This is a genomic window from Shewanella eurypsychrophilus (genome assembly GCF_007004545.3).
GTDB classification, from domain to species: Bacteria; Pseudomonadota; Gammaproteobacteria; order Enterobacterales; family Shewanellaceae; genus Shewanella; species Shewanella eurypsychrophilus.
Window position 1 is genome coordinate 1,887,245 of record NZ_CP045503.2, and the last position, 26,950, is coordinate 1,914,194.

Annotated in this window: 18 protein-coding genes; 10 read left to right on the forward strand and 8 right to left on the reverse strand. The window is 41.7% G+C overall.

Annotation, left to right across the window (positions count from 1 at the left end; translation table 11 throughout):
- Positions 1–205: 205 nt before the first annotated feature.
- The 4 genes from FM038_RS07940 to FM038_RS07955 form a co-directional block, all read right to left on the reverse strand.
- Positions 206–1,597 (reverse strand): HAMP domain-containing sensor histidine kinase, encoded by a 1,392-nt coding sequence (locus FM038_RS07940; protein WP_142872740.1) that lies wholly within the window; start codon positions 1,595–1,597, stop codon positions 206–208.
- Positions 1,533–2,216, reverse strand: a complete 684-nt coding sequence (locus FM038_RS07945) for a winged helix-turn-helix domain-containing protein (RefSeq protein ID WP_142872741.1) — start codon at positions 2,214–2,216, stop codon at positions 1,533–1,535. The genes FM038_RS07940 and FM038_RS07945 overlap by 65 nt, the downstream gene beginning before the upstream one ends.
- 48 nt (positions 2,217–2,264) lie before the next feature.
- On the reverse strand, positions 2,265–2,804 hold the full coding sequence (locus tag FM038_RS07950) for a PepSY domain-containing protein (RefSeq protein WP_142872742.1): 540 nt from the start codon (positions 2,802–2,804) through the stop codon (positions 2,265–2,267).
- Between the two features lie 380 nt (positions 2,805–3,184).
- A complete protein-coding gene (locus FM038_RS07955; RefSeq protein WP_142872743.1) occupies positions 3,185–4,069 on the reverse strand; it encodes an alpha/beta hydrolase in 885 nt (294 codons plus the stop codon).
- Between the two features lie 137 nt (positions 4,070–4,206).
- Here FM038_RS07955 and FM038_RS07960 point away from each other — a divergent pair, with 137 nt between their 5' ends.
- The 5 genes from FM038_RS07960 (at position 4,207) to nagB (ending at position 10,437) form a co-directional block, all read left to right on the forward strand.
- Entirely contained in the window at positions 4,207–4,914 is a 708-nt protein-coding gene (locus FM038_RS07960; RefSeq protein WP_142872744.1) for a transcriptional regulator NanR, read from the forward strand.
- Between the two features lie 223 nt (positions 4,915–5,137).
- The gene (locus FM038_RS07965) at positions 5,138–7,822 is read left to right on the forward strand and encodes a sodium:solute symporter (RefSeq protein WP_195873224.1); all 2,685 of its coding nucleotides are present in this window, start codon (positions 5,138–5,140) and stop codon (positions 7,820–7,822) included.
- A gap of 36 nt (positions 7,823–7,858) precedes the next feature.
- Positions 7,859–8,572 (forward strand): N-acetylmannosamine-6-phosphate 2-epimerase, encoded by a 714-nt coding sequence (locus tag FM038_RS07970; protein WP_142872746.1) that lies wholly within the window; start codon positions 7,859–7,861, stop codon positions 8,570–8,572.
- A 55-nt stretch (positions 8,573–8,627) separates the two neighbouring features.
- Entirely contained in the window at positions 8,628–9,593 is a 966-nt protein-coding gene (locus FM038_RS07975; protein WP_142872747.1) for an ROK family protein, read from the forward strand.
- A 43-nt stretch (positions 9,594–9,636) separates the two neighbouring features.
- Positions 9,637–10,437, forward strand: a complete 801-nt coding sequence (nagB, locus tag FM038_RS07980; RefSeq protein ID WP_142872748.1) for a glucosamine-6-phosphate deaminase — start codon at positions 9,637–9,639, stop codon at positions 10,435–10,437.
- Positions 10,438–10,950: 513 nt separating this feature from the next.
- Here nagB and FM038_RS07985 read toward each other — a convergent pair.
- The gene (locus tag FM038_RS07985; protein WP_142872749.1) at positions 10,951–11,859 is read right to left on the reverse strand and encodes a dihydrodipicolinate synthase family protein; all 909 of its coding nucleotides are present in this window, start codon (positions 11,857–11,859) and stop codon (positions 10,951–10,953) included.
- A gap of 17 nt (positions 11,860–11,876) precedes the next feature.
- Positions 11,877–13,013 carry an N-acetylglucosamine-6-phosphate deacetylase gene (gene nagA / locus FM038_RS07990; protein WP_142872750.1) on the reverse strand — a complete coding sequence of 379 codons (1,137 nt, stop codon included), beginning with the start codon at positions 13,011–13,013 and terminating at the stop codon, positions 11,877–11,879.
- A 776-nt stretch (positions 13,014–13,789) separates the two neighbouring features.
- On the opposite strand from nagA, the gene FM038_RS07995 reads away from it, so the two are divergent.
- Both FM038_RS07995 and FM038_RS08000 read left to right on the forward strand, forming a co-directional pair.
- Positions 13,790–14,770, forward strand: coding sequence for a carbohydrate kinase family protein (locus FM038_RS07995; protein ID WP_195873225.1), 981 nt, complete (start codon positions 13,790–13,792; stop codon positions 14,768–14,770).
- Between the two features lie 12 nt (positions 14,771–14,782).
- Positions 14,783–15,979 (forward strand): AGE family epimerase/isomerase, encoded by a 1,197-nt coding sequence (locus FM038_RS08000; protein WP_195873226.1) that lies wholly within the window; start codon positions 14,783–14,785, stop codon positions 15,977–15,979.
- A 41-nt stretch (positions 15,980–16,020) separates the two neighbouring features.
- On the opposite strand, the gene FM038_RS08005 is transcribed toward FM038_RS08000, so the two are convergent.
- On the reverse strand, positions 16,021–17,241 hold the full coding sequence (locus FM038_RS08005; RefSeq protein WP_185965777.1) for a cyclically-permuted mutarotase family protein: 1,221 nt from the start codon (positions 17,239–17,241) through the stop codon (positions 16,021–16,023).
- A 193-nt stretch (positions 17,242–17,434) separates the two neighbouring features.
- Entirely contained in the window at positions 17,435–20,365 is a 2,931-nt protein-coding gene (locus FM038_RS25290) for a TonB-dependent receptor domain-containing protein (protein ID WP_142872753.1), read from the reverse strand.
- A gap of 382 nt (positions 20,366–20,747) precedes the next feature.
- Between FM038_RS25290 and FM038_RS08020 the strand changes: the two genes are divergently transcribed.
- The 3 genes from FM038_RS08020 to FM038_RS08030 all read left to right on the forward strand — a co-directional run bounded on the left by FM038_RS08020 (position 20,748) and on the right by FM038_RS08030 (position 26,754).
- Positions 20,748–21,893, forward strand: coding sequence for an exonuclease SbcCD subunit D (locus FM038_RS08020; RefSeq protein WP_142872754.1), 1,146 nt, complete (start codon positions 20,748–20,750; stop codon positions 21,891–21,893).
- Complete coding sequence (locus FM038_RS08025) at positions 21,890–24,946, forward strand: AAA family ATPase (RefSeq protein WP_142872755.1); 3,057 nt, start codon at positions 21,890–21,892, stop codon at positions 24,944–24,946. Before FM038_RS08020 ends, FM038_RS08025 begins: the two co-directional genes overlap by 4 nt.
- A gap of 545 nt (positions 24,947–25,491) precedes the next feature.
- Complete coding sequence (locus FM038_RS08030) at positions 25,492–26,754, forward strand: peptidoglycan DD-metalloendopeptidase family protein (protein ID WP_223293084.1); 1,263 nt, start codon at positions 25,492–25,494, stop codon at positions 26,752–26,754.
- Positions 26,755–26,950: the final 196 nt, after the last annotated feature.

The window sequence follows — 26,950 nt, forward strand, 5'->3', positions numbered from 1 at the left end:
ACACCTACACTTGAAAAAATCGAAATAGCTTAGAGTGCCTGTAGTAACAATATTCAGCGAAAAACGCACCCATTATTTGAATTTTTAGTGACTAATTTGGAATACATCATGTTTTGTTAGCGAAATCGCAATTTATTTGTTCACTTGTCTCGTTTAGGCTTATGGGAATAGGGGGAGATATGCGTTGCTGTCGTCTCTGTATTTTTTAGTTTAAAAATTCGACTTGTACAATTAAGCCTGGTTGATTATCCAGTAACTCTATTTTGCCGTTATGCAGTTGTATAATGGCTTTTACTAAGGTCAAGCCTAAGCCAAAACCTGCTACACCACGGCTTTTTTCTATGCGATATAAGCGCTGAAAAACTTTGTCCTTTTCGATATCACAAATACCAGGTCCATTATCGCTGACAGTAAAACCACGGGGTGTTAAGTGAACGCTGATTTGTGCATTATTTCCGGCGTACTTACTGGCATTTTCTAGCAGATTATATATGGCTCGGAACAATAGCGTTGCGTCACCTTGAATAGAGAAGGGCTCAGTGCTTTCTATACTGACAACTTGCTGTTTCTCTTCTGCAAGCGGCTCGACTAAATCCACGGCATCGATAATGACTTGCTGTAAATCAACCGTTTTAAAGTGTTGGCTGTTGCTCTCTTTCTGTTGCTGAAGCCTAGTTAACTCAAGCATTGCACTAAAGGTAAATAAAATCTCATCAAGCTTATCTAGCATAGATTCTAGCTGCTCACTGGGGTGATTCAGTTGCTGTTTAGTTAATATCTCCGATTCAATTTGCTGCCTTAAGTGGCTCAGTGGCGTACGTAAATCATGAGCAATCGCATCAGTAATTCCGGAAATTGTTTCAAAGGAGTGCTGCAATTGATTGAGCATGGTATTGATATGTAAGGCCATATGATCATATTCATCATTATGGTCTGATACTGCTACACGCGCGCTCAATTGGCCTGACTCAACCCGTAATGCGACTTGGTTAAAGCTGTTAATGCGTTTTAACACCCGCATTGAGAAAACCAAGCCCGTTATGATGCCGAGCAATACGGCCAGTAATAATGCAACGGCTGAAGCACTGATAAATTGCGCTTTTAGTTCATATAATGATTCATCGTCGACAGCAACAATGAGGGTTCCAGAGGCCATAGGCTGAGCACAACCTGAAACCAGTCTGATCTCATCAAATTGGTCTAACCAAATCGGGAAACGCGATAAGCTCGGGCATTGTGTTAAGCCCGCAGGGATTTCGCTAAGTCGACCAAAAAGCTTTTGATCTATTTGATAACTCAGAATGTATTGGCGTGAACTTTGAGCCTGCAGCTTAAATTGTTCGAGAAACTGCTCAGTCGTTAACTGCTCAGCAAGCATGTTTTGCTGAGCAATAATATTAGCCATTTGCAGGCCTTGTTGGCGGTTCATTTGACCAATGCTTAATTGATACAAGACGATTAGTAAGATGGTCACTACCGATAATAATAAGCCAGTATACAAACGGGTTAAACGCCATACCGAGTGGGCGGTTTTAACCCTGCTCCACCATTCTGTAACCGACGCCACGTACTGTTTCGAGTAAAGGGGTGAGACCATCAAATTCTACCTTTTTACGCAATCTTGCCATATGAACATCAATAACATTCGTTTGTGGATCAAATTGATAGTCCCAAACGGCTTCAAACAGTAATGAGCGAGATACGACTCGTCCGTTATGCTCCATCAAATAACGTAACAGCTTAAATTCTTTTGGCTGCAGGGTTATTTCAGTTGAGCCTCTAAACACCTTATGAGAAAGCAGATCCATTTTAAGATCGGCAACATGCAAAACACTGGTTAGCTTTTCGCTGTGTGTGCCTTTGCGCTGAATGAGTATCTCAATACGTACGAGCAATTCAGAAAGTGCAAAAGGTTTAATGAGATAATCATCACCGCCTTCACGCAAGCCTTTTACGCGTTCAGAAACGCTATCTAAAGCACTTAAAATCAGTACTGGTGTTTGTTTACCTGCATTTCTTAACGTCGATAGTACCGTTAAGCCATCTAATTTAGGTAGCATCCGGTCAAGCACAATTAATTGGTAGTCGCCCTCAAGGGCTAAGAATAAACCATCTTGACCATTATCAGCTAGATCAATCTCATAGCCCTGTTCTTGAAGGGCTTTTTGTAAGTATTGACGAGTCGTCTGGTTATCTTCAATAACAAGAATCCGCAATTTTCTTCCCCTAGGGGGAGTGCAACTCCCCCATAAATGTTGGCTGAACTAGCGCTTCATCACTGGAATGACTTTGCCAGTGGTTACATCCACAATGACACGTGTAAGGCCTTGCTCACCCATGAGTTTAAACTTGTAGAATGTAATACCTTTTTTGTTCTCTAATTCAAATTCAAAAACGTCAGCACTGTATTTTAGCTGTAATTGGGCTATGGTCGCGCCTAAGTTAAATTTTGATGCTTGTAACTCTTTCAATGCTAACAGGTCATCATCATCTAATCGCCTTAAGCTATCTTTGGTTTTATGTTTTAACACCGCGCCATCAGCAAGGCTTAATTCTATGTCATGTTTTTGCTTTTTTTCCAGATTGATCGCTTCAATATCATAGGTTGCTTGATTATCATGATCATCAATTTCAAATTCGACAATGTGCTTAGCGTAATCTGTACTGACTTTTTCAATCGCCTGCTCTAAGGTGAAATTAGCGCGTTGTATTGCGAGTGCGGACAGTGCGTCGTCTTCACGATCCGCAAATGCTGATAGTGAGGTGAAGGCCAGCGCGACACAGATTAATTTAGACCATTTCATTTTGTTATCCTAGTGGGTTGTTGCTTGAGAACTGAATTGTACGTGTTGTCCCTTGCACCAACGTGGATGAATCATTACAAAAAGTTAATCCTCTAACTAGGTATTAACGGCGTCATTAAATACCTGAGCCACTTCAAGATGCTCGTTTCAGAGTGCCTGTAGTAACAATATTCAGCTAAAAACGCATCTATTATTTCATTTTAAGTGACGTATTTAGATTTCATCAAGGTCTACTAGATAAATCGCAAATTATTTGTTCGCGTGAGCAGCTGTTCAAATTAGACAACAGAGAGGTGAGGGGCCTTAGAATGAGATCTGATTGTTTATTTGGGATTCATCTGGCTATTTTATTCATGTGATAGCCCTAGTATGTTGTCGCGTTAAGTCACACCTAAGCCCTTTATTTGCTGTGCTATTAATTGTTTTATCTGCTGCCATTGTGCTTCTTGCCATTGACCGTCATGGGGCAGCATTGAAAAATGATCGGCTTCTTCGATGATTATCTGCTCAACGTTTCCCTTTGCTTTACTACAAAAGTGCAGAGCTTGTGATACTTCGACACAAGCGTCTTTCCTGCCATGCACCACGGTTAAATTCATGTAAGTATTATTTAAAAAACAGGGATCACAAGCTCGATAACGCTCAGGATGAGTTTGTGGACTTCCGCCCATCAGTCGTTGTATTTGAGCCGGCTGATCGACATCTTGCAATGCATGCAGGTTTAAAATGCCAGCAATAGAGATGATTCTTTGTATTGGTAGAGGGCTTTCAGAATAGAGCTCACTATCAGAATTAATGCTAGCTCTTGATGCAGCCCATGTGGCCAAGTGACCTCCTGCAGAATGTCCTATCAATAAAATACGATTCAGATCTAACCCTTCTATATCTTTGATAGTACGAAGGTGATCAATACCATCGGCAATATCCTTGAAGGGGGCCGGCCATGGGGCTTTAATATTTTCTCCCTCAGCATTCATACGTCGATACTCTATATTCCATATCGCAACTTCAAACGTTTGTAAGTAATCAACAATTGAAGAGGTCGCATAAGAATCAAGGTTATGATTATCTTTCCAATAACCACCATGAATGACAATAACTACAGGTGTGTTATTTGCACATTTTGCGTTGTAAAGTTGTGCAAATTGTTGACTATAATGGCCATAGAAAATATTTTGTTTAAGGGCGTTTCTCATAAATATAATCGGCATCGATTCGAGAATAATAAGTGGAAGGTATAACAGGTACACCATCAATTCAATCATTTACTTTATTTATCTACAAAAGTGTAAAGGTGCATATTATTTGATCAGTTTAAATTATTTCATATACATTCATCGTCACACTGGTATGATAGCAAAATAGGTTAACAAGCAGTCGATACTGTGTTAAGGAACTACACATGCCAATTACCATTAAACGCCCCATTGAAAGAAAAAAATTATCTGAAACTGTTGAAGAAGAGTTGGAGTTGATGATCCGTCAAGGTGAAATCGCTGTAGGTGATCCACTTCCCTCTGAAAGAGAACTAATGGCTGCGTTTGGTGTTGGTAGGCCCTCTATTCGTGATGCTTTATCTGCACTTGCGCGTAAAGGTTTAGTCAAAATTAGTAGTGGTGAGAGAACTCGAGCGACCAGGCCCTCACCAGATACGATCATCTCTGAGTTGTCAGGTATGTCGAAAGATTTTTTAACCCAGCCTAATGGTTTGCAGTATTTTGACCAACTTAGAAGCTTCTTTGAATCAAGCTTAGTACGCCATGCAGCTGAGTTTGCGACAAAAGAACAAATTGAAGAGTTAGAAAAAGCACTTGAATTAAACGGTAAAGCGATTAACAGTGACAGCCAATTCAAAAAAACAGATGTCTATTTTCATCGTGTCATAGCCTCAATACCGGGCAATCCAATATTTTTAGCTATTCATCAAGCTCTGGTTGATTGGGTTATCGATGCAAGAGCTGAAAAAGCCAATGCCAAAGAATTGAATGCTCAAAGTCATCAAGATCATGTAGAGATTTTAGCGTTCATTAAAAATCATGATGTCGAAGGGGCGGATAGGAAGCTAACTCAACATTTAGAATATGCTTTTGAAAGACATTACGGTGAGTAGTATATCATTTAGGTATTAAATCAAATATTTACCAAGTAACATGTTACTTAAAGGCTACCGCGAGGTAGCCTTTTTTATTGCTGTATTTTTTTCAATACTGTGCAGTTAGCTCTCTGAAATAATTTTGCAACTTCTCGCTACGATATTTAATGTTTCGATAGCATTAGCTTAACACTGGTGGTATAACAGGTACACAGTACAAAACAATACCAGATGAGTCAGTATGATTACTAAGATGTTTAAATCAGCAATCATTTTATTTTTGATGATGCCGTTATTTGCGAATGCTCAAACACTGATCAATTGGCAGCAAGTCGATACTTCTGCTGTTGATAAATTTAACATAGGCAATGGCGCCTTTATCAGTAAGCAAAATGATAGTTTGCTGATCTCTTCTGGGATGAATATTGGAGATGCGGCTAGCAGAGGCCCTGTTGTTGCTGAACGATTTATCGCTAGTGAGGGTCAAGCAAGCAGCATGTTAATTGTCACAGGTGACAATATGCTTACACCTCATTTAACCGCAGAGTTCGGTAACAGAGCTTACGCAGCTACAGCAGACTTTCATGACGCTACACTTGTTATTGGTGGTATTGCCAGTAAAGAGGCGTCAGCCTTAGTTAATCTAGTCAAGTGGCAACCCGGCTCAGAAACAGTACAAAGTTATTCGCTGCCCCCATTACCTAAAGACGCCAACTCCCCTTCAGCAGTGATAATTGAAAATACTGTTTATGTGCTAACTGGCTCTGACGCGAGTAATGAATTTTATGCGTTAGACTTAAGCGCATTATTAAATATTGAGGGGGGATTATCTTTTAATCATAGAGATATCGCATACTTTACGGCGCATAATTTATGGACTGTGTTACCGGGATTACCATTAGCCAGCAATGAGCAGCCTTATCAAAATGCGATAAAACTAGCGGTGCAAAATGATGGTCGTGGCAAAAAAATATTTGCTATGGGGGGCTATCAACTTTTGGAGGATCATCTTGCTAGCCAAGATGAGTTGTTAGCAGTTACTCGTCATTGGAAGTATGATCCATTGGCTCTGAGCTCTGAGCAGGTGTGGCAAGATCTCGGTGATATTACGATAACTAAAAATACCCTAAAAGAGCGAATTAATGCGTTAAGTACCTTAGGTCAATCTCATATATTAGCGTTTACCAATCAAGGTAATACGCTGTCATTCAATGCCATTACCAGTAGCTGGACACAATATTTTGCCAGTACTATTCGTCCAGAGGCTGAAGCTGGCATAGCGAGTCACAAAAGCCAAAATTCAGCGCAATATATCAGTGAAACCGTGAGTTCATCAGCCGGTGAGATCTATTCATTAAATCGTGTCGCTAATCATCGAGGATCGTTGCAGCTGTGGCAGGTTTCGCTCAAACAACCAGAAAAGAATTTTGGCTGGGTCAATATGACTGTTTTAGTGGTCTACTTAATTGGTGTGGTGCTAGTAGGATTATTTTTTGTCTTTAAAAACAGAAATACCGATGACTATTTCCGTGGTGGTCAATCTATCCCTTGGTGGGCAGCAGCCTGTTCCATCTATGCAACAATGCTGAGTTCATTGACTTATGTCGCACTGCCTGCCGTGGTCTATCAAAGTAACTGGCTATTACTAATAGGTATATGGATGATCATCGCCGTTGCGCCCATTGCTATCTATGTAGCGATACCTTTTTTTCGTCAAATAGATGCGACGAGTGCTTATGAATACCTATCCAAGCGTTTCAATATGGGCGTGAGGTTATTCGCCAGTGGCCTGTTTACCCTTTTTCACATCGGTCGCATGGGCATAGTGATGGCGTTAACTGCCTTAGCACTTTCAGCGGTTACCCCCTTGTCGGCCAGCGACAGTGTCTTGATCATGGGGGTGTTATGTTTGATCTATTGCACTATGGGTGGGATTGAAGCGGTCATTTGGACTGACACCTTGCAAACAATCGTATTAATTATTGGGGCGATAACGTGTTTTGTCACCATAATCTTAGGCTTAGAAGGGGGGCTAACTGACTTTATCAGCATTGGTATGCTTGATGATAAGTTTACTATGGTCAATGCAGATTTTAGTTTAGATAGCATAACCACTCTCTCTATCTGGGTGATCGTTATTGGTGGGATTGGGCAAAACTTATCGAGCTATACGGCCGATCAAGCCGTGGTACAAAGATATATGGTCACCAAAGATCTCAGTGAGGCTAGAAAATCAATTTGGGCAAATGCCATCATAGCTGCTCCAGGTGCGTTACTGTTTTTCTGTATTGGTACCGGTCTATATGCTTTTTATCAGTCACATCCAGAAAAATTAGATCCTAGTATTCAAATTGATCAAATATTTCCAACATTCATCGCCACTGAGCTGCCTATTGGTGTAGCAGGTCTTATTGTTGCTGGTATTTTTGCTGCTGCACAATCAACGGTATCAACCAGCATGAACTCTATTGCGACCACTTTAGTGACAGACTTTATACGCCCGTTCAATCTAGTGAAAACAGAAAAAGGCTATATGCGCTCTGCGCGCTGGTTAACATTTATCATGGGCACATTAGGTACATTAGCTGGACTCATTTTTATTGACCCTGAAATTCGCTCATTAATGGAAGCCTACTTTAAAGTCATTGGCATGTTTATGGGGGCATTGGGAGGCTTATTTGTACTTGGTGCGTTAACTAAAAAAGCGAATTCATTTGGCGCTAGTGTGGGTATTTTAGCCGGGGTGACCACCATGATATCAGCATGGCAGCTAGGTTGGGCTAATGGCTACTTATACGCCACCATAGGCATAGTGTCATGCTTAGTGGTTGGCTACATTGCCAGCTTATTAACCCAAACAGCAGAAACAACGGCAAAAGATTTAACTGGACTCACCTTGTACACAATGCGAGATCCCGCGACGTAAATTGTCAAAAAATTATTTAGCTTCTAGGAAATCTGTATGTCAGTCGTAAATCAAATACTGGAACAAAAGCTGTTGTTGTCATTGAAACACGCTTTAATCGCCTCTTGTCAGCCGGTTGATGATGGACCAATGGACAAGGTTGTACATGTTGTTGCTATGGCTTTGGCTGCAATTGATGGTGGTGCGAAAGGGTTAAGAATAGAAGGTGTTGAGAATGTTACTGCCGTTGCTAAGGCAACCTCAACGCCCATAGTTGGTATTGTTAAAAGAGATTTAACTGACAGTCCAATACGCATTACTCCGTTCATCGATGATGTGAAGGCATTAGCGCAAGCTGGTGCCAGCATCATCGCCTTCGATGGTACTGATCGGAAGCGTCCGACCGCTATGTTAGATCTGCTTGATGCTATTCATCAACATGGCTGCGTGGCTATGGCTGATTGTGCAGACTATGAGACCGGCTTAATGCTGGCAAGGCATGGATGTACTTTTATTGGTAGTACCATGTCAGGTTATACCGATTTAAATAACACTCCGAATGAACCGGACTACCCCTTGATCTCTCGCTGGGTTGAGCAAGGAGTCAATGTCATTGCTGAGGGCCGATATAATTCACCACAGCGCGCAGCCAAAGCCATTGAGCTTGGTGCTTTTTCTGTGACGGTTGGATCTGCCATCACACGTGTTGAGCACATTACACAATGGTTTGTCGGCAGTATTGATAATGTGGCTAAAACCACACCCGTATAGCGAAGCTGGCTAAATTCGAACTTATAGCTCAGATGAAAATGAAGGGAAGAGGTTAATGATCATAGCAATTGATGTGGGCGGCACTAAGATATCAGCAGCGCTCATCTCCAGCAGCGGCGTTGCTAATGGAAACGTCGCTAACGCTAACATACTTGATCTCAAAATAGTAAAACAACGAAAAATTGAATCAGTCATACACAGTGATTTAATTAACTTGAGTGATTACTTAGTTGAGCTTTGCCAAGGCTGGCTTGAGCAAGCGACACATGTGTCTATTGCTTGTACGGGCCAAATCGGTGTTGAGTACGTTAATTTTCTTTCTGCTAAGCAAAATTTACCGCTAAAAGCCCAGCTTGAATCGGCTTTTAAATTGCCTATTACTATTATCAATGATGCAGCCGCCGCAGCTTGGGCTGAGTACAGTGCTTTGAATAAGCTTACAGCAGAAGCTCATGAGGATTCTAATACCAGTCACGTTAATCACAAGCGTGACGACAGCTTAGTTTATATTACCGTATCGACAGGTATTGGCGGTGGCATGATCCAAAATGGGCAATTAGTTACCTGCACTGATGGCTTTTGCGCCCATTTAGGCCATGTATCGGTACAACATGGCAGTCAGCAATCAATACAGTGTCATTGTGGTCGAGTCAATTGCGCCGAGGCCATCGCCTCGGGTACTGCTATAGCAAAACAAGCTTCAGTCATTTTAAACAAAACGGTGAGCTGCAAAGAGGTCTTTGAGCATTACTTAGCTGTGCCAGAAATAGCGAACCTTGTTGATGATGCAAGTAGTGCTATCTGCGATTTAATTGCCAATATTAAAGCTGTAACAGGAACTCGTATTGTTGTTTTAGGCGGAAGTGTGGGCTCAGTGGATATATTCCAGCAACAAATACAGGCCAAAGTTGCCAAATTACCAACAATTTTCCAAGTGAGCATTATTCCTCCCCAAATGGGTGCCGATGCCGATTTATTAGGTGCAGCTTTTTACGCACATCAATATTCAAATATTATTTAAACACTAAATAATCTTCTACTTGTCAATATAGAGCAGGATATTCATGCAAGTCATAATATTAGAAAATGCACAACAGGTCGCACAACATGCTAGCCGGTGGGTTGTTGAACTCATCTCTCAAAAAACGAACCCAGTACTAGGTTTAGCTACGGGGAGCACACCTATTAGTCTTTACCAAAAATTGGTAAAAAGTCATCAAGAAGATCAGGTAGACTTTGGCCATGTAACCAGCTTTAATCTCGATGAATACCACAATATAGATGCTGAGAATGAGCATAGTTATCGTACTTTTATGAAAAATAATCTTTTTGATAAAATAAACATTGATCAAAAAAACACTCATCTACCAACTTGTAATAAAGGTGAAAACCCACGAGAGCAAGGTATCGCTTTTGAAGATAAAATTAGATTGGCTGGTGGGATTGACCTACAAATATTGGGGATCGGTGCAAACGGTCATATTGGATTTAATGAACCCACCTCAAGCTTATCCTCTCGTACCAGGCTAAAAACGTTAACTAAGCAGACGCTTGAGGACAATAGTCGTTTATTTCAACCTGATGAATATCAACCGACGATGGCGATGACCATGGGGATATCAACGATATTAGACGCACAATATATTCTACTCATGGCAACAGGTAAAAATAAAGCTAAAGCCGTTAATGAGATGATAACGGGTCCACTCTCAGCGAAATGCCCCGCATCAGCACTGCAGCTACACGAGCATGCGGTTATTATTTTAGATAAAGCGGCTGCAAGTGAACTCTCTAACCAAGAATACTTCAACTTGGCTAATAATGAACATCAAGAAATAAATAAAGAATATGGTTTTTATATATAAAGAAACCAATTATTAAGTAGATAACTATTTCCTGTTTCGGTAATTGAAAAGCTGACAAACAATATCAGAAAAATATAAATTCAGTGAGTTAGTATTAAATATATCAATCTACAATATATCAACATGCAGTGACTTTATTTCAAGCGTAAAGTGACCACGTCACCAATGTAATCTAATCAAAACCAACCAACAAAAATCATAACCATTGATTTTGATTTTTGTTGGTGAGTTTTTATTGTGTGCATTGGCAACCAAGAATGTAAATACAATATTGGCAGCATATCCAGGCAACTAATACATAGGCAGTAAGCATTTTAATCTAGCTCTCACTTGAAAGTAAAAAAGCCATCAACAATTGTTGATGGCTGTATATAGATAAAGTTAATATAATCGCTATGGAGTAAAGCGAGTAAGTTTGGTGATATAAATGAATAAAACCTGTTGTTAATCCTTATTTACATACAAAGCCTGGGGAGGTAAAACGTTTTAATAAATCCAGTTTTATCGCTGCACTTATATCATCTTTATGTGATTCATAAATCCTGCCGCTTTCATTTTAGCGACCACATCTTCTTTCTCTTGTGCAGAGAGCGCGCGAATTGGAAGGCGTGGATCACCAACATCAATACCGTGAAGAAGCATTGCAGCTTTGCCTGCAGCAACCCCACCATATTCAACGAGTGGTCGGATAAGAGCGATAACCTTATCCATAAGGGCTGTGACAGTCGCTTGATCTCCCTCTTTGAAAGCTTCGATGATATCTAAGTAAAGGGCGGCAGCGTAGTTGTAGGTACTGCCGACAGCGCCAATGGCGCCCACAGCAAGCCCGCCCGGAAGGAATTCATCAACACCAAATGGGATATCGAATTTACCACCGCAAACTCGCTTACAACGTTGAAATTCATAGAGGTCGACATGGTTGAATTTAATACCGGCGAGGTTTGGAATAAGCTTATCAGCTTTGATAAGGAACTGTTCCATATCTAACATAACTCCCGACATACCAGAGTGATAATAATAAAAGGCTTTTGTTGGAGCCGTTGCAGCGACGGCTACGCAGTAGGCAACGAGTTCATCAACCGAACCTGGCTTGAAAAAACAGGGGGCGATCACTGAAGTCGCAAAGATATCGAGTGTTTCGGCATGCTTAGTTAATTCCAGTGTATCAACAATTGACAATGCCCCAGTGTGAATCGTAATACTTAGTTGACCCTGAGCCGCTAAAACCCAGCGCTCAGCTACGGCTTTACGTTCAGCAACAGAGCAGTTGAGACCTTCACCTGTTGTGCCGCAGATATAAACACCACCAACTCCCTGTTCAATGAGTAGTTTAGCAATCTGATCGATAACCGTAAGGTTAACCGCGCCGTCTTTATCAAATGGTGTATGAGGAGCGGAAATTAATCCAGTAAGTTTTTGCATTGTAAGCCTCTGTTAGTTCAGAATATTTGTTTGCCGTCAATCCATGTTTGGCTAACATGTAAAGCAGAGTTATTATCGTATTGAAGTATTGTAAAATCAGCATTAGTGCCGATAGCTAGCTGAGGAGTGTGTCTATTCAAACCAAGAAAGTCCGCCGGATAGGTACTTGCCATTCTCAAGGCTTCTTCTAATGTCACATCTAGCATCAATTGGGCATTATTGACCGCCGTTATCATATCGAGTGCCGATCCGGCTAACTGCCCAGTTTGGCTTGTTAGCTTGTCTCCAGACCGTTGAATTTGATGCCCATCAAATTCGAACTCCTGTTGATCACTGCCAATGGTAGACATTGAGTCGGTCACTAACATCATCTTGCCATTAAGTTTGGCACTAGTTGCTAGCTTTGCCGTTGCAGGATGAACGTGGTGACCATCTAATATCATGCCGCACCAAGTGCGTTCATCAAGTAGTGCAGCGCCAACCATATTTGGCTCCCGAGACGTGAGTCCGGACATGGCATTAAACAGATGGGTGAAGCCTTCTGCCCCCGCATCGATTGCCGCCTGAGTTATTTCAAAATTTGCATTTGAGTGGCCTAAACAAACTCTTACGTTATGGTCAGTCAAGTATTTAATTTGCTCTGTGGTGACATTTTCAGGGGCGAGGGTGACAATTTTAATCCCCAGATCATCTCGGCAGTAAATGGCTAGTTCTCGCTCTGATAATGCGCGAATGTGCTCACTACGATGAATGCCCTTTTTGGGCTCACTAATATGTGGCCCCTCAAAATGTACGCCGATTATACCCGGCAATTTCTGTTTAATTGCCAAGGAGACAGCGTTTGCGGCGTCATTAATTGTGTCTAAATCGCTGGTGATCAGCGTGGGTAGTAAGCCTGTTGAACCGAAACGACTATGCGCTAAAACCATAGCTTTAAGCGCCAACAAGCTGGTGTCATGGTTAAATAAGTACCCACCGCCGCCATTAACTTGTATATCAATAAAGCCTGGGGTCAGTAAGCCTGCAACCTGTATTTCTTGCGCGCCTTCTACTGTTCCGAGGGCGATAACCTTTCCATATTCAAAGCTTATTGCCTGATTATTTATGATGTTTTTACCATCAAATACTTGCTCTGCAATTAAGGTGGTGATCATGATTTCTCTATTGGGTTATTTCTTTAAAAAAACAAAAAATCGTATTTGATTTCAAACTGAGCCGCTATTGTTATCTCATCACAGGCTTAGGCAGTAATAGCAAATCTCACCCATCGGCATGATTACTGGTACGCAGTTAACCTGTCATACCAATGTACCATTAAAGAATGATATTGCAAAGTGTAAATGTTACATTTCACTAACATTAGTCGAGGGGGGACTTATATTTACATTAGGTATCAGTATAAACAGACGAGTCGAATGGCCATTGTGTTAGGAGAAGTATTATCGATGCTAACTAGCCCTGTTTTACTACAATAAAACGGGTTATAAACTGTGATATTGCTAATAACCTTATTTAATTTTTTTCAAACTCAATATTAATAATCTTCAGTAGTTTATTACCTGTTACTTCATAGATAATCTAGATTGAATTGTTATGTAATATTGATAATATCGGCATAGGTACTCACGCCATAAACTAATAGGTGCGGAGTGCAAAATGTCACACCTTCCCCCAGTGTAAAAGCTTTACAAATAGAAGCTTAATCGCGAGAACTAATCGGTAATATTCATTGAAAAAGATGCCGTTACATTTATCCATTACGCAGTCATCATTGCTCTGTATTGGCCTGATTTAAAGAGTATTGAATAAAAATAAATAAGAGGTATACTTGTTATACCATCACCTTGTTGTGATGAGCTCTATCTTAGAAGGTATACTCTTTCTTATGTAAAGAACGTCTAATCCTTAAATTAAATTTTCTGGTGTAAATATGAAACCTGTTGTTTGTTTTGGCGAAGTGTTAATTGATTTTCTTAATATCAGGAAAGTTGAAGATTCAGGTACGTTATTAGATGAATACCGTCAATTCCCTGGGGGGGCGCCGGCAAATGCTGCCGTTGCTATTGCTCGATTAGGCGGTTTTTCCTTTTTTGCGGGACAAATTGGCTCGGATATATTTGGTGACTTTTTGAAAAGATCACTGGATCAATATCGAGTCAATACCCGATTTTTAATGCAACACTCTACGGCGAAAACGGCGTTAGCTTTTGTTACTTTAGATGACGATGGAGATCGTCATTTTACCTTTTATCGAGAGCAAACAGCGGATGTGTTAATGCAACCTCAGCAGGTATCTAAAGACTGGTTTTGTGATGGAGGCTTGTTTCATTTCTGCAGTAATAGCTTAACCAGCACATTAATAACACAAACAACGTCTCGTACTATTGAGCTTGCAAAACAAGCAAATAATTTGATCAGCTTTGATGTCAACCTAAGAGAAAATTTATGGAAAAACAACCATATAGATATTTCACTAGTCAATGAGTTCATATTCAGGAGCGATGTGATCAAGTTTGCTAGAGAAGAAATCGAGTATCTAGCACAAGGGCAAACTGTTGAAGCATATATTGAAACATGCCTGCAAAATACACCTTGGCTTATCGTCATTACGGACGGACCAAAGGAGATTGAATATTATTTCGGTGAGTATAAATATTCAATTCTACCTCCAAAAGTAGATGCTATTGATACTACAGCTGGGGGGGATGCATTTAGTGGTGGACTTTTATTTGGCTTAAGTTCTTTAGCTAATCCTAGTGAGATCATTGCCAAACCTGACGCGTTAGCACAGTTAATTAAATTTTCTGCTGTATGTGGTTGCTTAGCTGTATCTAGATTAGGCGCATTTCCAGCATTACCAGTACTCAGTGAAGTGAGTACAGCCTGGGAAGCATTCAACAACACTATTTAATAAGGTGCTACTATGGAATTTTATAATCCCCAATTTATTACAGAGCATTGTCAAAATATTTTAAGATTTTATAATGAACGAGTCATTGATAATACGGGCGGGTATTTTCAAAGCTATCATAATAATGGTCGTTTGTTTAACGAAAAGTTCAGGCATTTAGTGAGCAGTACTCGAATTGTAATAAATTATGCAACGGCTGGTCATTTCTTCAATAATAAAGAGTACCTTGAAATTGCTCGCCATGGTTTAAATTATGTTGAGCAAGTTCATTGGCAAGAAGAAAGTCAAAAGTATGCATGGCTAATGGATAACCATAAGCCAACAGATATGACCCAGCAGGCATATGGTTATGCATTTGTATTGATGATGTACGCGGCGGCTAAAAAGGCTGGACTTGTCACTGACGAGAAACAAATATTAAAAATATACAAGCTGATTGAAGACATGTTTTGGCAGGAAGAATACGGCCTATATGCGGATGAAATATCCCCGGATGGAGAGTTAAGCACATATCGTGGTCAAAACTCGAATATGCATATGTGTGAAGCCATGATCTACTGTTTTGAAGCCACTCAAAATACCCTATATTTGAAAAAGGCTGAAATAATTGCCTTTAATATCGTTAAGCGACAGGCTAGCCTAACTGATGGTTTGATTTGGGAGCACTTCACTGAGAATTTTCAACCCGATTGGGAATACAACAAGGACGATCCTAAGAATATATACCGCCCCTGGGGATTTCAGCCAGGTCATCAAACTGAGTGGTCACAGTTACTGGTTTTATTAAACCAATACTCCCCAAAAGACTGGCTTATTGATAGTGCTAAAGAATTATTTGACCGGGCATTTGATAAGAGTTGGGATAATGAGTATGGGGGCTTATTTTATGGCTTCTCTCCCGATGGTGATATCTGTGACAGTGACAAATATTTTTGGGTGCAATCTGAGAGTATTGCTTCAGCGGCCATGTTATTCAATGAAACTCAAGATGATAAATATCTAATGTTTTATGACAAGCTATGGGAATATAGTTGGGAACACTTTGTCGACCATAAGGAAGGGGCTTGGTATTGGCTTCTTAAGAATGATAACTCGCACTACTCAAATCAAAAGAGTGTCTCGGGCGCAAAATGTGATTTCCATACCATAGGGGCTTGTTTTAAAGTGTTAACTAGCATGGGCATCTCAACTATCGATGACTTGGCATAATATATTTAAATAGCGGTCAACCTCGTTGGCCGCTATAACCGCTAATTGTTCATAATACTTACAGTGCCTTGATACACGATTGGACTGCGAATAACGGGTTTAACCTCACCAGAAATCCAGAATACCTTATTTTCTTTTTGTTCAATATTCAATGGACCTGCACCACCAGGAAATGGAACATCATCGCTCGATACATCCCATGAATTTTCTTTTATATTGTAGATAACCTGGCGATGGCTAAAGTGAAAGTCTTTTGGTTCCATAGCAAAATAGGCTTGTTTAAATTCATTTAACTCTTCATTTTGCAAACTGCCAAGTTGATAGATAGCATGATCAAATATCTTTTTATTTACCCCTCCGAGTAACAGTAATTTATTGCTTGATAGGCTTGCAACACCACCACCGGTTACCGCAAACGCTTTTCCATCTAGGGTTGTTGGTGATAATACTTGCCAACTCTTACTTTTAAAGTCAAACGCATAAGAGTCAGTTAACACATACTCATCTTTTTCCCCTTCGAAATTCATCCCACCAAAAATATAGAAAAGCCCATTATGATTGATCGAAGGAAACTGAACTCGATTTACACCCGGTATCGCAGGGGTGTCTTCGGCATTAATACAAGTGCCTTTCTCAAATGAAAACCGACATACTTTATTCGTTGGTTTGGTATTTTGTTGGCCAGCAAAAAGGTACAGCGCGTTATTTTGCCATGCAGCGCTCCCTAATGCCCAAGTAAAGGGGAGTTTAGCTATTACTTCAGTTATAGGTACCTGATTATCATCTAAGGTCAGCTTGATAATAGAATCCAATGCTTGTTCATTATTTTGTCCACCAACCAAATATAGGCTGTTACCGACAACGACAGTGGCACCATATCCAGATTTAATGGGTAAGTGCCCATTTGATACCAGCTTTAATTGGTCGTTACTCACATCGAAGACAAAAATATCAGAATAATACTCTTTTTGCCCATTTTGAAAAACGGGGTGGCCTTTAGGAAAGTTAGCGCCACCAGCAACAATCAAATAATCACCTAAGAAAGCAGTGTAAGCCGCGGAAACACCAAGTGACTCTAAGAACCCTTCTGGAGCCGGTAAACTCCCCGATTTTTTCCAAAGAATTTGGATTTCAGCCGATGCTTGCTTGTTAGAATTATTGAACCGTTCGCTAGAATCACCAAGAGTCGTCGGCTTCTCAACGGCGTTAAGATATAAAGATAAACATAGAGAAAATAGTATACACATTTTTAAATATTTCAATGGTATATCCTTGTTTTTATGACTATAAACAGCATTGTCTAGGGTTGGGTTAAGTTTGAATGTCATAACCCTAATATCAACGATATAATCTATTTAAACCAAAAATCAAACCTAATCTGCACAGATTAGGTTTGATTGATTTGTCAGCTAACATTACCGAATTAATGGACTCTCATCCATTAATTCACTTCAATTAAAACGTGAGTTTCATTCCAGCAAAGTATTGACGGCCAATAACATCATAAGCTCTAGGCTCAGTGTTTGTACCTATTGCAGCACCACGAGCTAAAATATCAGGTTGTTGGTCAAGCAAGTTGTTTGAACCAAGATAAACATTTATCGCATCATTAATTTGGTAGCTAGCTCTAATATCCACATACGTTACAGCGTCCATTGTATTTATATCTTCAGACAAGTTTGCTGTTGAATCATCGCCAGGAACGTTATCAAGATAAGCTTCTGTTTCAGAACGATATGTCACTTGAGCAAAAAGATTAAAGTCTTCTGTAATATTGTATGAGGCATTAAAAGCCAAACGCATTTCAGGAAATTGTGGACGGCCAACAAACTCTTCAATACCGCCAGCCGTTTCCTGATCCCATTCAGATAAAAAGTTTGCATTAAGCATCAGGCTTAATTCATCCAATGGTGAATAGGCAACTTCAAAATCAAAGCCGCTAGTATTAATGGTATCGGCATTGATCAGTGTTGAACGTAAATCTAAGATTGGACCCGCTGCCGTATCTCTGACTAGATTGCCGCCACAGGTCTCATCAAAACTACCTGGGTCCACATCATGACAACGTTCAACAAAAGTAGAAGCACTGACTCGAGCAATACCATCTTCAATCTTAATAGAATAGTAATCTAGTGAAATTGATAAGTTATCGAGTGGGGTAAACACAGCACCTAATGTTAATGCATCAGCCGTTTCTTCTGATAAATCCTCTGAGCCTGTTTGTAATAACGTTGTATTGTTAGTTTCAGATGCAATTAAGTTAAATTCACCATTAGGATCCGCTGCCATACGAGCTGCAATTGCAGAGACTGATGCACAGTTTTTATCAATATTGCTAGTACCCGTATTGCTTGTACCATTACATATATCAGTATCTGTTCCTGCAACAGACGATGAGCCTGAAGCGAATAAATCACTGACGTTAGGGGCACGAACTGAACTCGACTGACTCCCACGTAAACGAATCCAATTATTAACTGGTGCATCAAGACCTAAACGGTAAGTAAAGGTAGTACCCACTGTCGAGTACTCAGCCACTCGTCCTGCAAGACTTACATTAAGCCAATCTGCAACAGGGACATAAAGCTCACCAAATGCTTCGACTACATCAAATGACCCCTTGATAGGCTGGACACTTGGCGAACGAGAAAAACCGAGCTGACGGAAACTATCTGGTGTTTCTTCTGCTGATTCTTTTCTGTACTCAACACCCGCTGCAAAGCCCATGTTGTCGGCACCAATGGAAAAATCAAGTTCACCAGAAACCACACTTGTTAGCACAGTTTGTTCGACTCTACCCATTTGACTAGAATCGATTTTAATATATTTAATCGCGTCTTCAGAGAAGCCAACAATACCTGCTTGACCGGCTAAACTGTCAGCTGTGCTAAAAGGGTTAACCGGTAAACAACCTTCAATTCTGGCATATTCATTAGCACACTGGTAACCGCCATTACCGTCTGATTCTATGGTCACAGCTTCACGCATATTAGGCAGACTAGTATCACCAGTAATTACCGCTTGTGCACTGGTAACACCGTAAACAGCACTTGTTTTCCATTCCATGTCATTATCAAACAAGTAACTATAACTACCGGCAACTCTAAAAGTATCGCGGTTATTCGAAATTCCACGTTCACCAAATTCCCATAATCTTCTATTCGTTGTTACATTAGAAAGATTAGTATCGCCACCATTAGCATTCATTTCGGCTAAAAGTTGTGCCCCAGCACTACTACCCACAAAGTATGGGCTAGTTGCTACATCAATAGGGTTTGTACCACCGGCACCCGTTTTAAATAAGTTACCATTAACATCGATAGGTGCTTCTTCTATCGCGGTACTGGCTGAAGTCGCTGCGTAGTTCAGTTCAAATTCAATAAATTCTTTGTCTGAGACATCAAAAGTTATCCCTGAAGCAATAGTAAAACGCTCATAGGGTGTGACAATAGTTCGGCCCGCATGCTGGTTATCATAATCCGTCGTACCTACTCGGTTATAGTTACTGTCCAGTGTAGGTTGGTTGGTATTGAATGGGTCACCGTTACCAAAAATTTTCACATCACCATAACCAAGGTAAGCACCATCTACATGGCTAGGACCATTACGTACAGCGAGGGAGTTTCTGATGCCATCGCCAGTCGTATCAATAAAGCGTAATTCATTAGCAGCAAAGTCTCTGTCTCTTGACATGAGTTTTTCTTGTTTTGTAAAGCTGCCAGATACCCAAGCGTTACCTGCATCGAAGTTTTGACCGAAGGTAAAATCAATGTTTGATCTTTCGGCGCCTTCATCGGCTGAAGAAGCTAGAGCGTTGATTTCAAAGCCTTCAAAGTCTTTCTTCGTGATGATGTTAATAACACCGGCAATGGCATCAGATCCGTAAATGGCTGATTGACCACCTGTTAATACATCAACACGTTCAATAATGGCGGTTGGGATAGAGTTTAAATCGACACCATAACCATTGTTAGCAGACACTCCTGATACATAACGACGACCGTTAACTAACACTAAGGTACGTGCAGAGCCTAAGTTACGTAAAGATGTTGTTGCAACACCAACATCTCCTGCGCCACCACCAACAGAAATATTACTCGATGACCCATTAATGTCAGAAGTTATCGAGGGAACTCTGTTTAAGACATCACCAATAGATACTGCACCAATACCTTCTATAGCTTCTTTGTCAATCTCAGTGATCGGTGCCGATGACGAAGCATTAGCACTGCCTTTAAAAATGTTAGAACCGGTAACCGCAATACGCTCGAAGGGTTCTGGTGTTACGTCTGTATTTTCTTCTGCTGCGATTACTGTTGGGCTAAGTAAAGCGGCAATACATACAGATAATGCTGTTCGGTGAAATGCTCTCTGATTTAAATTCATAACTTCCCTCTATGTGTTTTTTAATTTTTTTAGGCACTACAAATTACAGCTATACAGTATCTAGTGAATCAATATTGTACAGTCAACCTATCATACCAGTATGCATTCAGCAACACTCGCGCAACAAATGGTTAAATATAATACTTAGACTGGTTATTAGCGTTTACATTTATGGGTGCGCTCATTGCACAAGACAGAAGAATAGAAGCTTGCAGCCTCTGCTCGGTGACACTTAGCGGTAATAGATAAATGGGTATGCCATTTCAGTGTGTCTCAAAAGTGTCCCCATACAAGCTGCGAGCCCTTGTGAAAAGGGTCGAGTTTTCTTACTATAGAAAAATAGAAACTCACCACTATCTCCCTCATTTTTAAACGAGAATGCATGAAATTTATCCATACTTCTGACTGGCATATTGGCAGGCAACTTCATAATCAGAGCCTGCTTGACGACCAGCGCTTCGTTCTTAATCAGATTGTCGAGCTTGCAGTCCTGCATGATGTCGATGCGCTGATTGTCGCAGGTGATATTTACGACAGATCCATTCCGCCAGCGAGTGCCGTGGCCCTGCTTGATGAGGTGGTCAATCGTGTGGTGAATGAACTTAAGATCCCCATAATAATGATCGCCGGTAATCATGATGGTCATGAACGTTTGGGCTTTGCGTCGAGACAGATGATCGATAGCGGCTTGCACATAGTCGGCCCGTTAACAAAAACGGTTACATCTATTGAGCTTAAAGGTAAGCAGGGCAGTGCGATGTTTTATGGTCTGCCCTATGCCGATCCTGCCACTGTGCGTCACGTATTGGATTGTGAGGTGAGTACTCATGAAGCCGCGATGGATAAATTGCTGGAACAGGTGCATGAACACGACAGCAATGGTTTACCTAAAGTGGTGATCAGCCATTGTTTTCTCGATGGGGGCAGCGAGTCTGAGTCCGAACGTCCTCTGAGTATTGGCGGCGCCGATAAAATATCACCCAAACTATTTACGCCCTTTAACTATACGGCGCTGGGTCACCTTCATGGGCCGCAGTACAAAGGCAGCGATCATGTCAGGTATTCAGGCTCTATGCTCAAATACTCTTTTAGTGAGCAGCATCAGAATAAGTCAGTGACTTTAGTTGAGTTAGATAGTGAAGGGAAAGCTCACTTTGAGTTGCTGCCATTATCAGCCATGAGAGATGTGCGCATTATAGAAGGCAAGTTGGCCGAATTACTTAAAATCGGTAAAACCGATGTTAATCGTGAAGATTATCTGATGGTGAGATTGAGTGATAAGACAGCTATTTTAGATGCCATGGGCAAGCTCAGAAGCGTGTATCCCAATGTGCTGCATTTAGAGCGTACTGGCTTGATGAGTGATAACGGCAAGGTTGAACTGAGCCGGGATCATATCAAGAAGGGTGAGATGGATATGTTTAGTGACTTCTTCACTCAAGTGTCCGGTGATGCGATGACAGAGGCGCAGCAACAAGCGATGACAGCAGCCATCGATGAGCTACATAAGTTGGAGCGCACATCATGAGACCACTTACCTTAGAGATGTCTGCGTTCGGTCCATTTGCATCGACTCAAGTTACCGATTTTTCAGCATTAGGTTCAAACCCGCTGTTCTTGATCAATGGACCAACGGGCGCAGGTAAAACGACTTTGCTTGATGCCATCTGTTTTGCTTTGTATGGCAAGACGACGGGTGATGAGCGAGAAGGCAGTCAGATGCGCTGTGACTTAGCCGCTGACACCTTACTAACCGAAGTGACGTTCAGTTTTGCACTCGGTGACAAGCAATACCGAATTCGACGAGTCCCGGAGCAGCAGCGCGCCAAGAAGAGTGGTGATGGATACACGGTGCAAAAGCCGGAAGCGCAGCTTTATCGCATCGATAATGATGGCACGGAACATTTGTTAGTGGCCAGTAAAGTATCGGAAGCAACTGCCGAAATTGAGACGCTGACAGGGCTGGATGCCGATCAGTTTCGTCAGGTGATGGTACTGCCCCAGGGGAAGTTCCGTGAGCTGCTGATGGCGGATTCAAAAGATAGAGAGAAAATATTTAGCCAGCTATTTCAGACGCAAATTTATCGCAAGATTGAAGATAAGCTGAAGTTTCAGGCATCAAGCATAAAGGCTGAGGTGAGAGACCACCGCAATAAGCGTGATGGGATTTTGGAAAGTGTTCAGCTTGACTCAGATGAAGCGTTAGCCAGTGAGCTTAATGAATTATCGCCTAAGCTAACTGATGCACTAGAGAGTAAAGATAAAGCTCAACTCATGCTCATTGAAGCGAATAAGCAGCTCGAGTCGGCTAAGTTATTGGTTACTGATTTCGATAATCTGGATAAGTTGAATCAGACTGCCGCCACGTTATCTGGCCACAAAGAGGCTATTAAGCAGCGCCAATTCCAGCTTGAGCAGGGTCAAAAAGCCCAGCAGTTACAGCCTGTGTTAGAGGGGGCAATCGCGCGGGGCACCGAAGTTGCTCAAGCGCAAGAGAGACTCACTCAGGTTCAATTAGCTAAGCAGAGCAGCGAGCAGGGTTTAGCCCTTAGTCAGAGCCAGTTTGATTCTTTGCCTGAGCAAGAGCTGCAACTGCAACAAGTCCAGCGTGAAGCCCAGCAGTTAACCTCGTTAGTGCCGCAGCTTCAAGGACTAGATGCACTGCAACAGTCTTTGATTCAGGCAACAAGTGTGCGGGAGCAAGCCAAAGAGAAAGGAATCAATGAAAAGGCGACATTAGATGCTTTAGTTACAGACAAAAATGTAGCAGAGCAACTTATCCCTCAGTTAGAGCAAGCTGCTAATGAGCAAGTTAATGCTCAGCAAGCCTTAACAGCACAAAGTGATCTGATAGAGCGTTATTTGCAGTGGCAGAAGACGAGCAGCGAAGCCAGTCAGACCGAGCAGTCTTTGAGCTTGGTAAAAGATAAAGGTCAGCAACTTAGTACTCAATTTACAGATGCCAAAAAGAATCACCAAAAACTGCAACTGGTCTGGCATCGTGGTCAGGCAGCCAGTTTAGCCCAGCAGCTTAATCCTGGGCAGCCATGTCCGGTATGTGGTAGTGGCGAGCACCCAAGTCCAGCGCAAAGCGAAGAGCAACTGCCCACCGAAGAGGAGCTGCAACAGGTGCAGCGTGCTGAAGAGTTGGCCAGTGAAGCCCTGAATCAAGCCAGAGCCGATTATTCTGGTTTAAATACTAAGCACCAAGAGCAGATAAAGCAGTTAGCGCAGCAGCAACAAAGGTTAGGCGATGGCTGCGAGCAAGGCATTGAGCGCTTACAGTCACAGCTGCAGCTGCTACAGCAGCAGGTGAACTCAGCCAATGCAGCAGCGCAAGATTTGATTAAGCTTAGAGCGCAGATACAAGACTGGCAGCGACAGGAGAGAGAGTTACAAACTCAGCTTGATGTTGAGCGAGAGCAATTTCAAGCGCTGCAAAATAATGTCTTTAGTCTTAAGGGGCAGGTGGAGCAAGCTCTAGCTGCGATACCTGAGCAATATCGAAGCTTAGATGCACTCAATGCAGGGCTGAGCAATGTAAGCGCTCAAGTCACTAAGCTAGAGCAAAGCATCAAGCGTACCCGAGAATCTCACACCCAGGCGCTTGAGCAAGATGCAGCGCAAACAGCGGCGTTATCCGGGGCGCAGTCGAGCCAGGAACAGGCAAAAACGCAAAATGACAAGGCGTTATCTGAGCTTAATACTCAATTAGCCACATCGGGCTTTACTGATAAATCAGCGTTAACTCAAGCTTTGTTACCCGTTGAAACACTGCAAAAGATTACTGATGAGCTCGCCAAGTATCAGCAGGACACCATTGCCAACCAAACGAGTCTACAACAGCTCAATGGAAAGTTGGATGGGCAGAGAAAACCTCAATTGAGCCTACTTGAGTCATCAGTGGCAGCAAGTCAGTTCCAGCAGCAAGAGGCAGAGCAAACCTGGCAGCTTATTCAGGGGCGAGTAACCCAGTTAACTCAAACCCAAAAGCAGCTTAAAGATGCAGACACGCAGGCTAAGATGCTCGAAGATAAGTATGCCATCATTGGCACATTGTCCGAGGTGGCGAATGGCCAAACGGGTAATAAGGTGAGCTTACAGCGTTTTGTACTCAGTGTGCTGCTCGATGATGTGCTGCTCGAGGCCAGTCACCGCTTACAGCTGATGAGTAAAGGTCGATACCGCCTGCTGCGCAAGGAAGATCGTGCCAAGGGCAATAAGGCCTCTGGTCTAGAGTTAGAAGTCGAAGATGCTTATACCTCTAAGGTGAGGTCTGTGGCAACCTTGAGTGGTGGTGAAAGCTTTATGGCAGCACTGTCGATGGCGTTGGGATTATCCGATGTAGTGCAAGCATATGCTGGTGGAATTAAGCTCGATACTCTGTTTATCGATGAAGGCTTTGGCAGTTTAGATCAAGACTCGCTTGATTTAGCCATTCGCACATTAATGGATTTGCAGTCTTCTGGTCGCATGATTGGGGTGATTTCTCACGTTTCTGAGATGAAGGAGCAGATTGGTACCCGAATCGATATTCTTAAAACTGCAGTCGGTAGCGAGGTCACTCTGGTGCTGCCGTAATTAGGACGACAAAGACAGAGATTAATTTGGGGCGATAATCACAGCCCCTTAATATTTGTTAATTAAAACGCTCTTTACACCTGTTGCTGTGAGTAACAGCAATTTGCAACAACAAGCCATAAAGAGTTGCAAGCTTCAACTCTTTATGGCTGAAATCATCATCACTGGTTGAATATTGATCAGCATAATGAGTGGCTTGCAGCTATAAACTTTTACAGGGATCTGTGTTACTGGTCCACATTAAGAATAATTATTCAAAATTGTGTAGTCGATCAGTTTGTACTTTAGCTTAATTTTGGTATAAGTTATCTCGATTGTTTCACCCTATGGGTAAACAAGCTAAATCTATAAGAATGTAATAAAACCGTGTGTTACAGCCAGATAACGCGAGTGAAATGTTACTTATTTTGCTTTTGTGTATAAGAGCTGATGACACTTTATTGACAGGATAGCTCCGGTTTTCAAAAACAAAGATGTTATATGGGGCTCAAGTGCAAACGAGTAAACGTTCATTTTCTAGATTCGATTTTTTAAAGTCATCAGTACTGAATTTTCAGACATTCTTTACAGCTCAAGAGACTCGCTTACATAAGAGGGTCATTTTAGGTGCTGGCCTGCTCATTGGAGCCGTCATACTCTGGCCAACGAATAAAGAGTTATTGCCACAGCGCATTCCTATCGATCTGGATATTGAGTCATTAGTGGCTCAACTTACACCAGCTACTCCAATGACAAACATCATTAGTCGAGCAGATTTCAACCATGAGATCACCAGTGGTGACACCCTCAGTGGCTTGTTTGTACAGGCCAGTGTTGATCAGCAGACCATGTATCGTGTGTTAGAAGCCGATCTCAATGTTCTGGCGTTAGATACGTTAAAGCCGGGTAATTTAATTAAGTTCTGGCTTGATGATCAAGGCGAGTTAACAAAACTTGAGCTGTATTTTTCTGCGGCACGTCAGGTGGTGTTTACTCGGTTCGATGATGGCAGCTTCAATGTCGATGAAATCAATGTCGAAGGGATTTGGCGCAATCGAAACTTAAGCGGAGAGATCCAAGGTTCTTTTTATCTTTCTGCAAAGAGAACGGGTTTAAGTGCCGCTGAAATTCAGCGAATCGAAACATTATTAAAAGAGAAACTTAATTTTGCCAGAGATCTACGTGCCGGTGACCGTTTCTCTGTATTGATGAACGATCAATTTATAGATGGCAGTTCAACTGGGGCGAGTGATATTTTAGGCGTTACGATTCATCGTGGCCGAAGTGATATCACCGCTTTTCAAAATAGTGATGGCAACTATTATGATGATCAAGGACGCAGCTTATCCCGTGCATTCCAGCGGATCCCGCTGCAGAGTAATTATCGGATTAGTTCGCGTTTCAATCGCCATCGCCATCATCCAGTGACGGGGCGTACTTCACCTCATAATGGGACGGATTTTGCGACACCAATAGGCACTAAAGTGGTTGCACCTGGTGATGGTATTGTCTCTTTGGTGACCGACCATAGATTTGCTGGTAAATATGTGGTGATAGAGCATGGTAATAACTATCGCACGCGCTACCTTCACCTCTCCAAATCTTTAGTGCATAAAGGTCAGCGAGTATCACGAGGTCAGGTGATTGCTTTATCGGGTAATACAGGCCGTATTACTGGGCCACATCTTCATTATGAGTTTCATGTTAATGGACGACCGGTCGATCCGATGAAGGCCAATATTCCCATGGCCAGCAAACTGTCTAAAAAGCAGATGAGTGAGTTTGAACAGCTGGTTAAAGTCCGCAAGATGATGATGGGCCAAGCATAAGCGTTTATCGTTAATCAGCGAGGTCATCAATAAAAAATATCAGCTATAGGCTGATATTTTTTTGCCTAAAATCCATATTAATATCCTTAGATTATATTTCTCTCTTAGGGGATTATTGTTTAATAACAAGTTGTTGAAGGTTCAACTTTCTCGCTGCAGAAAGTTGAACGTTCAAATTTGCTTAATTACCTCTGAT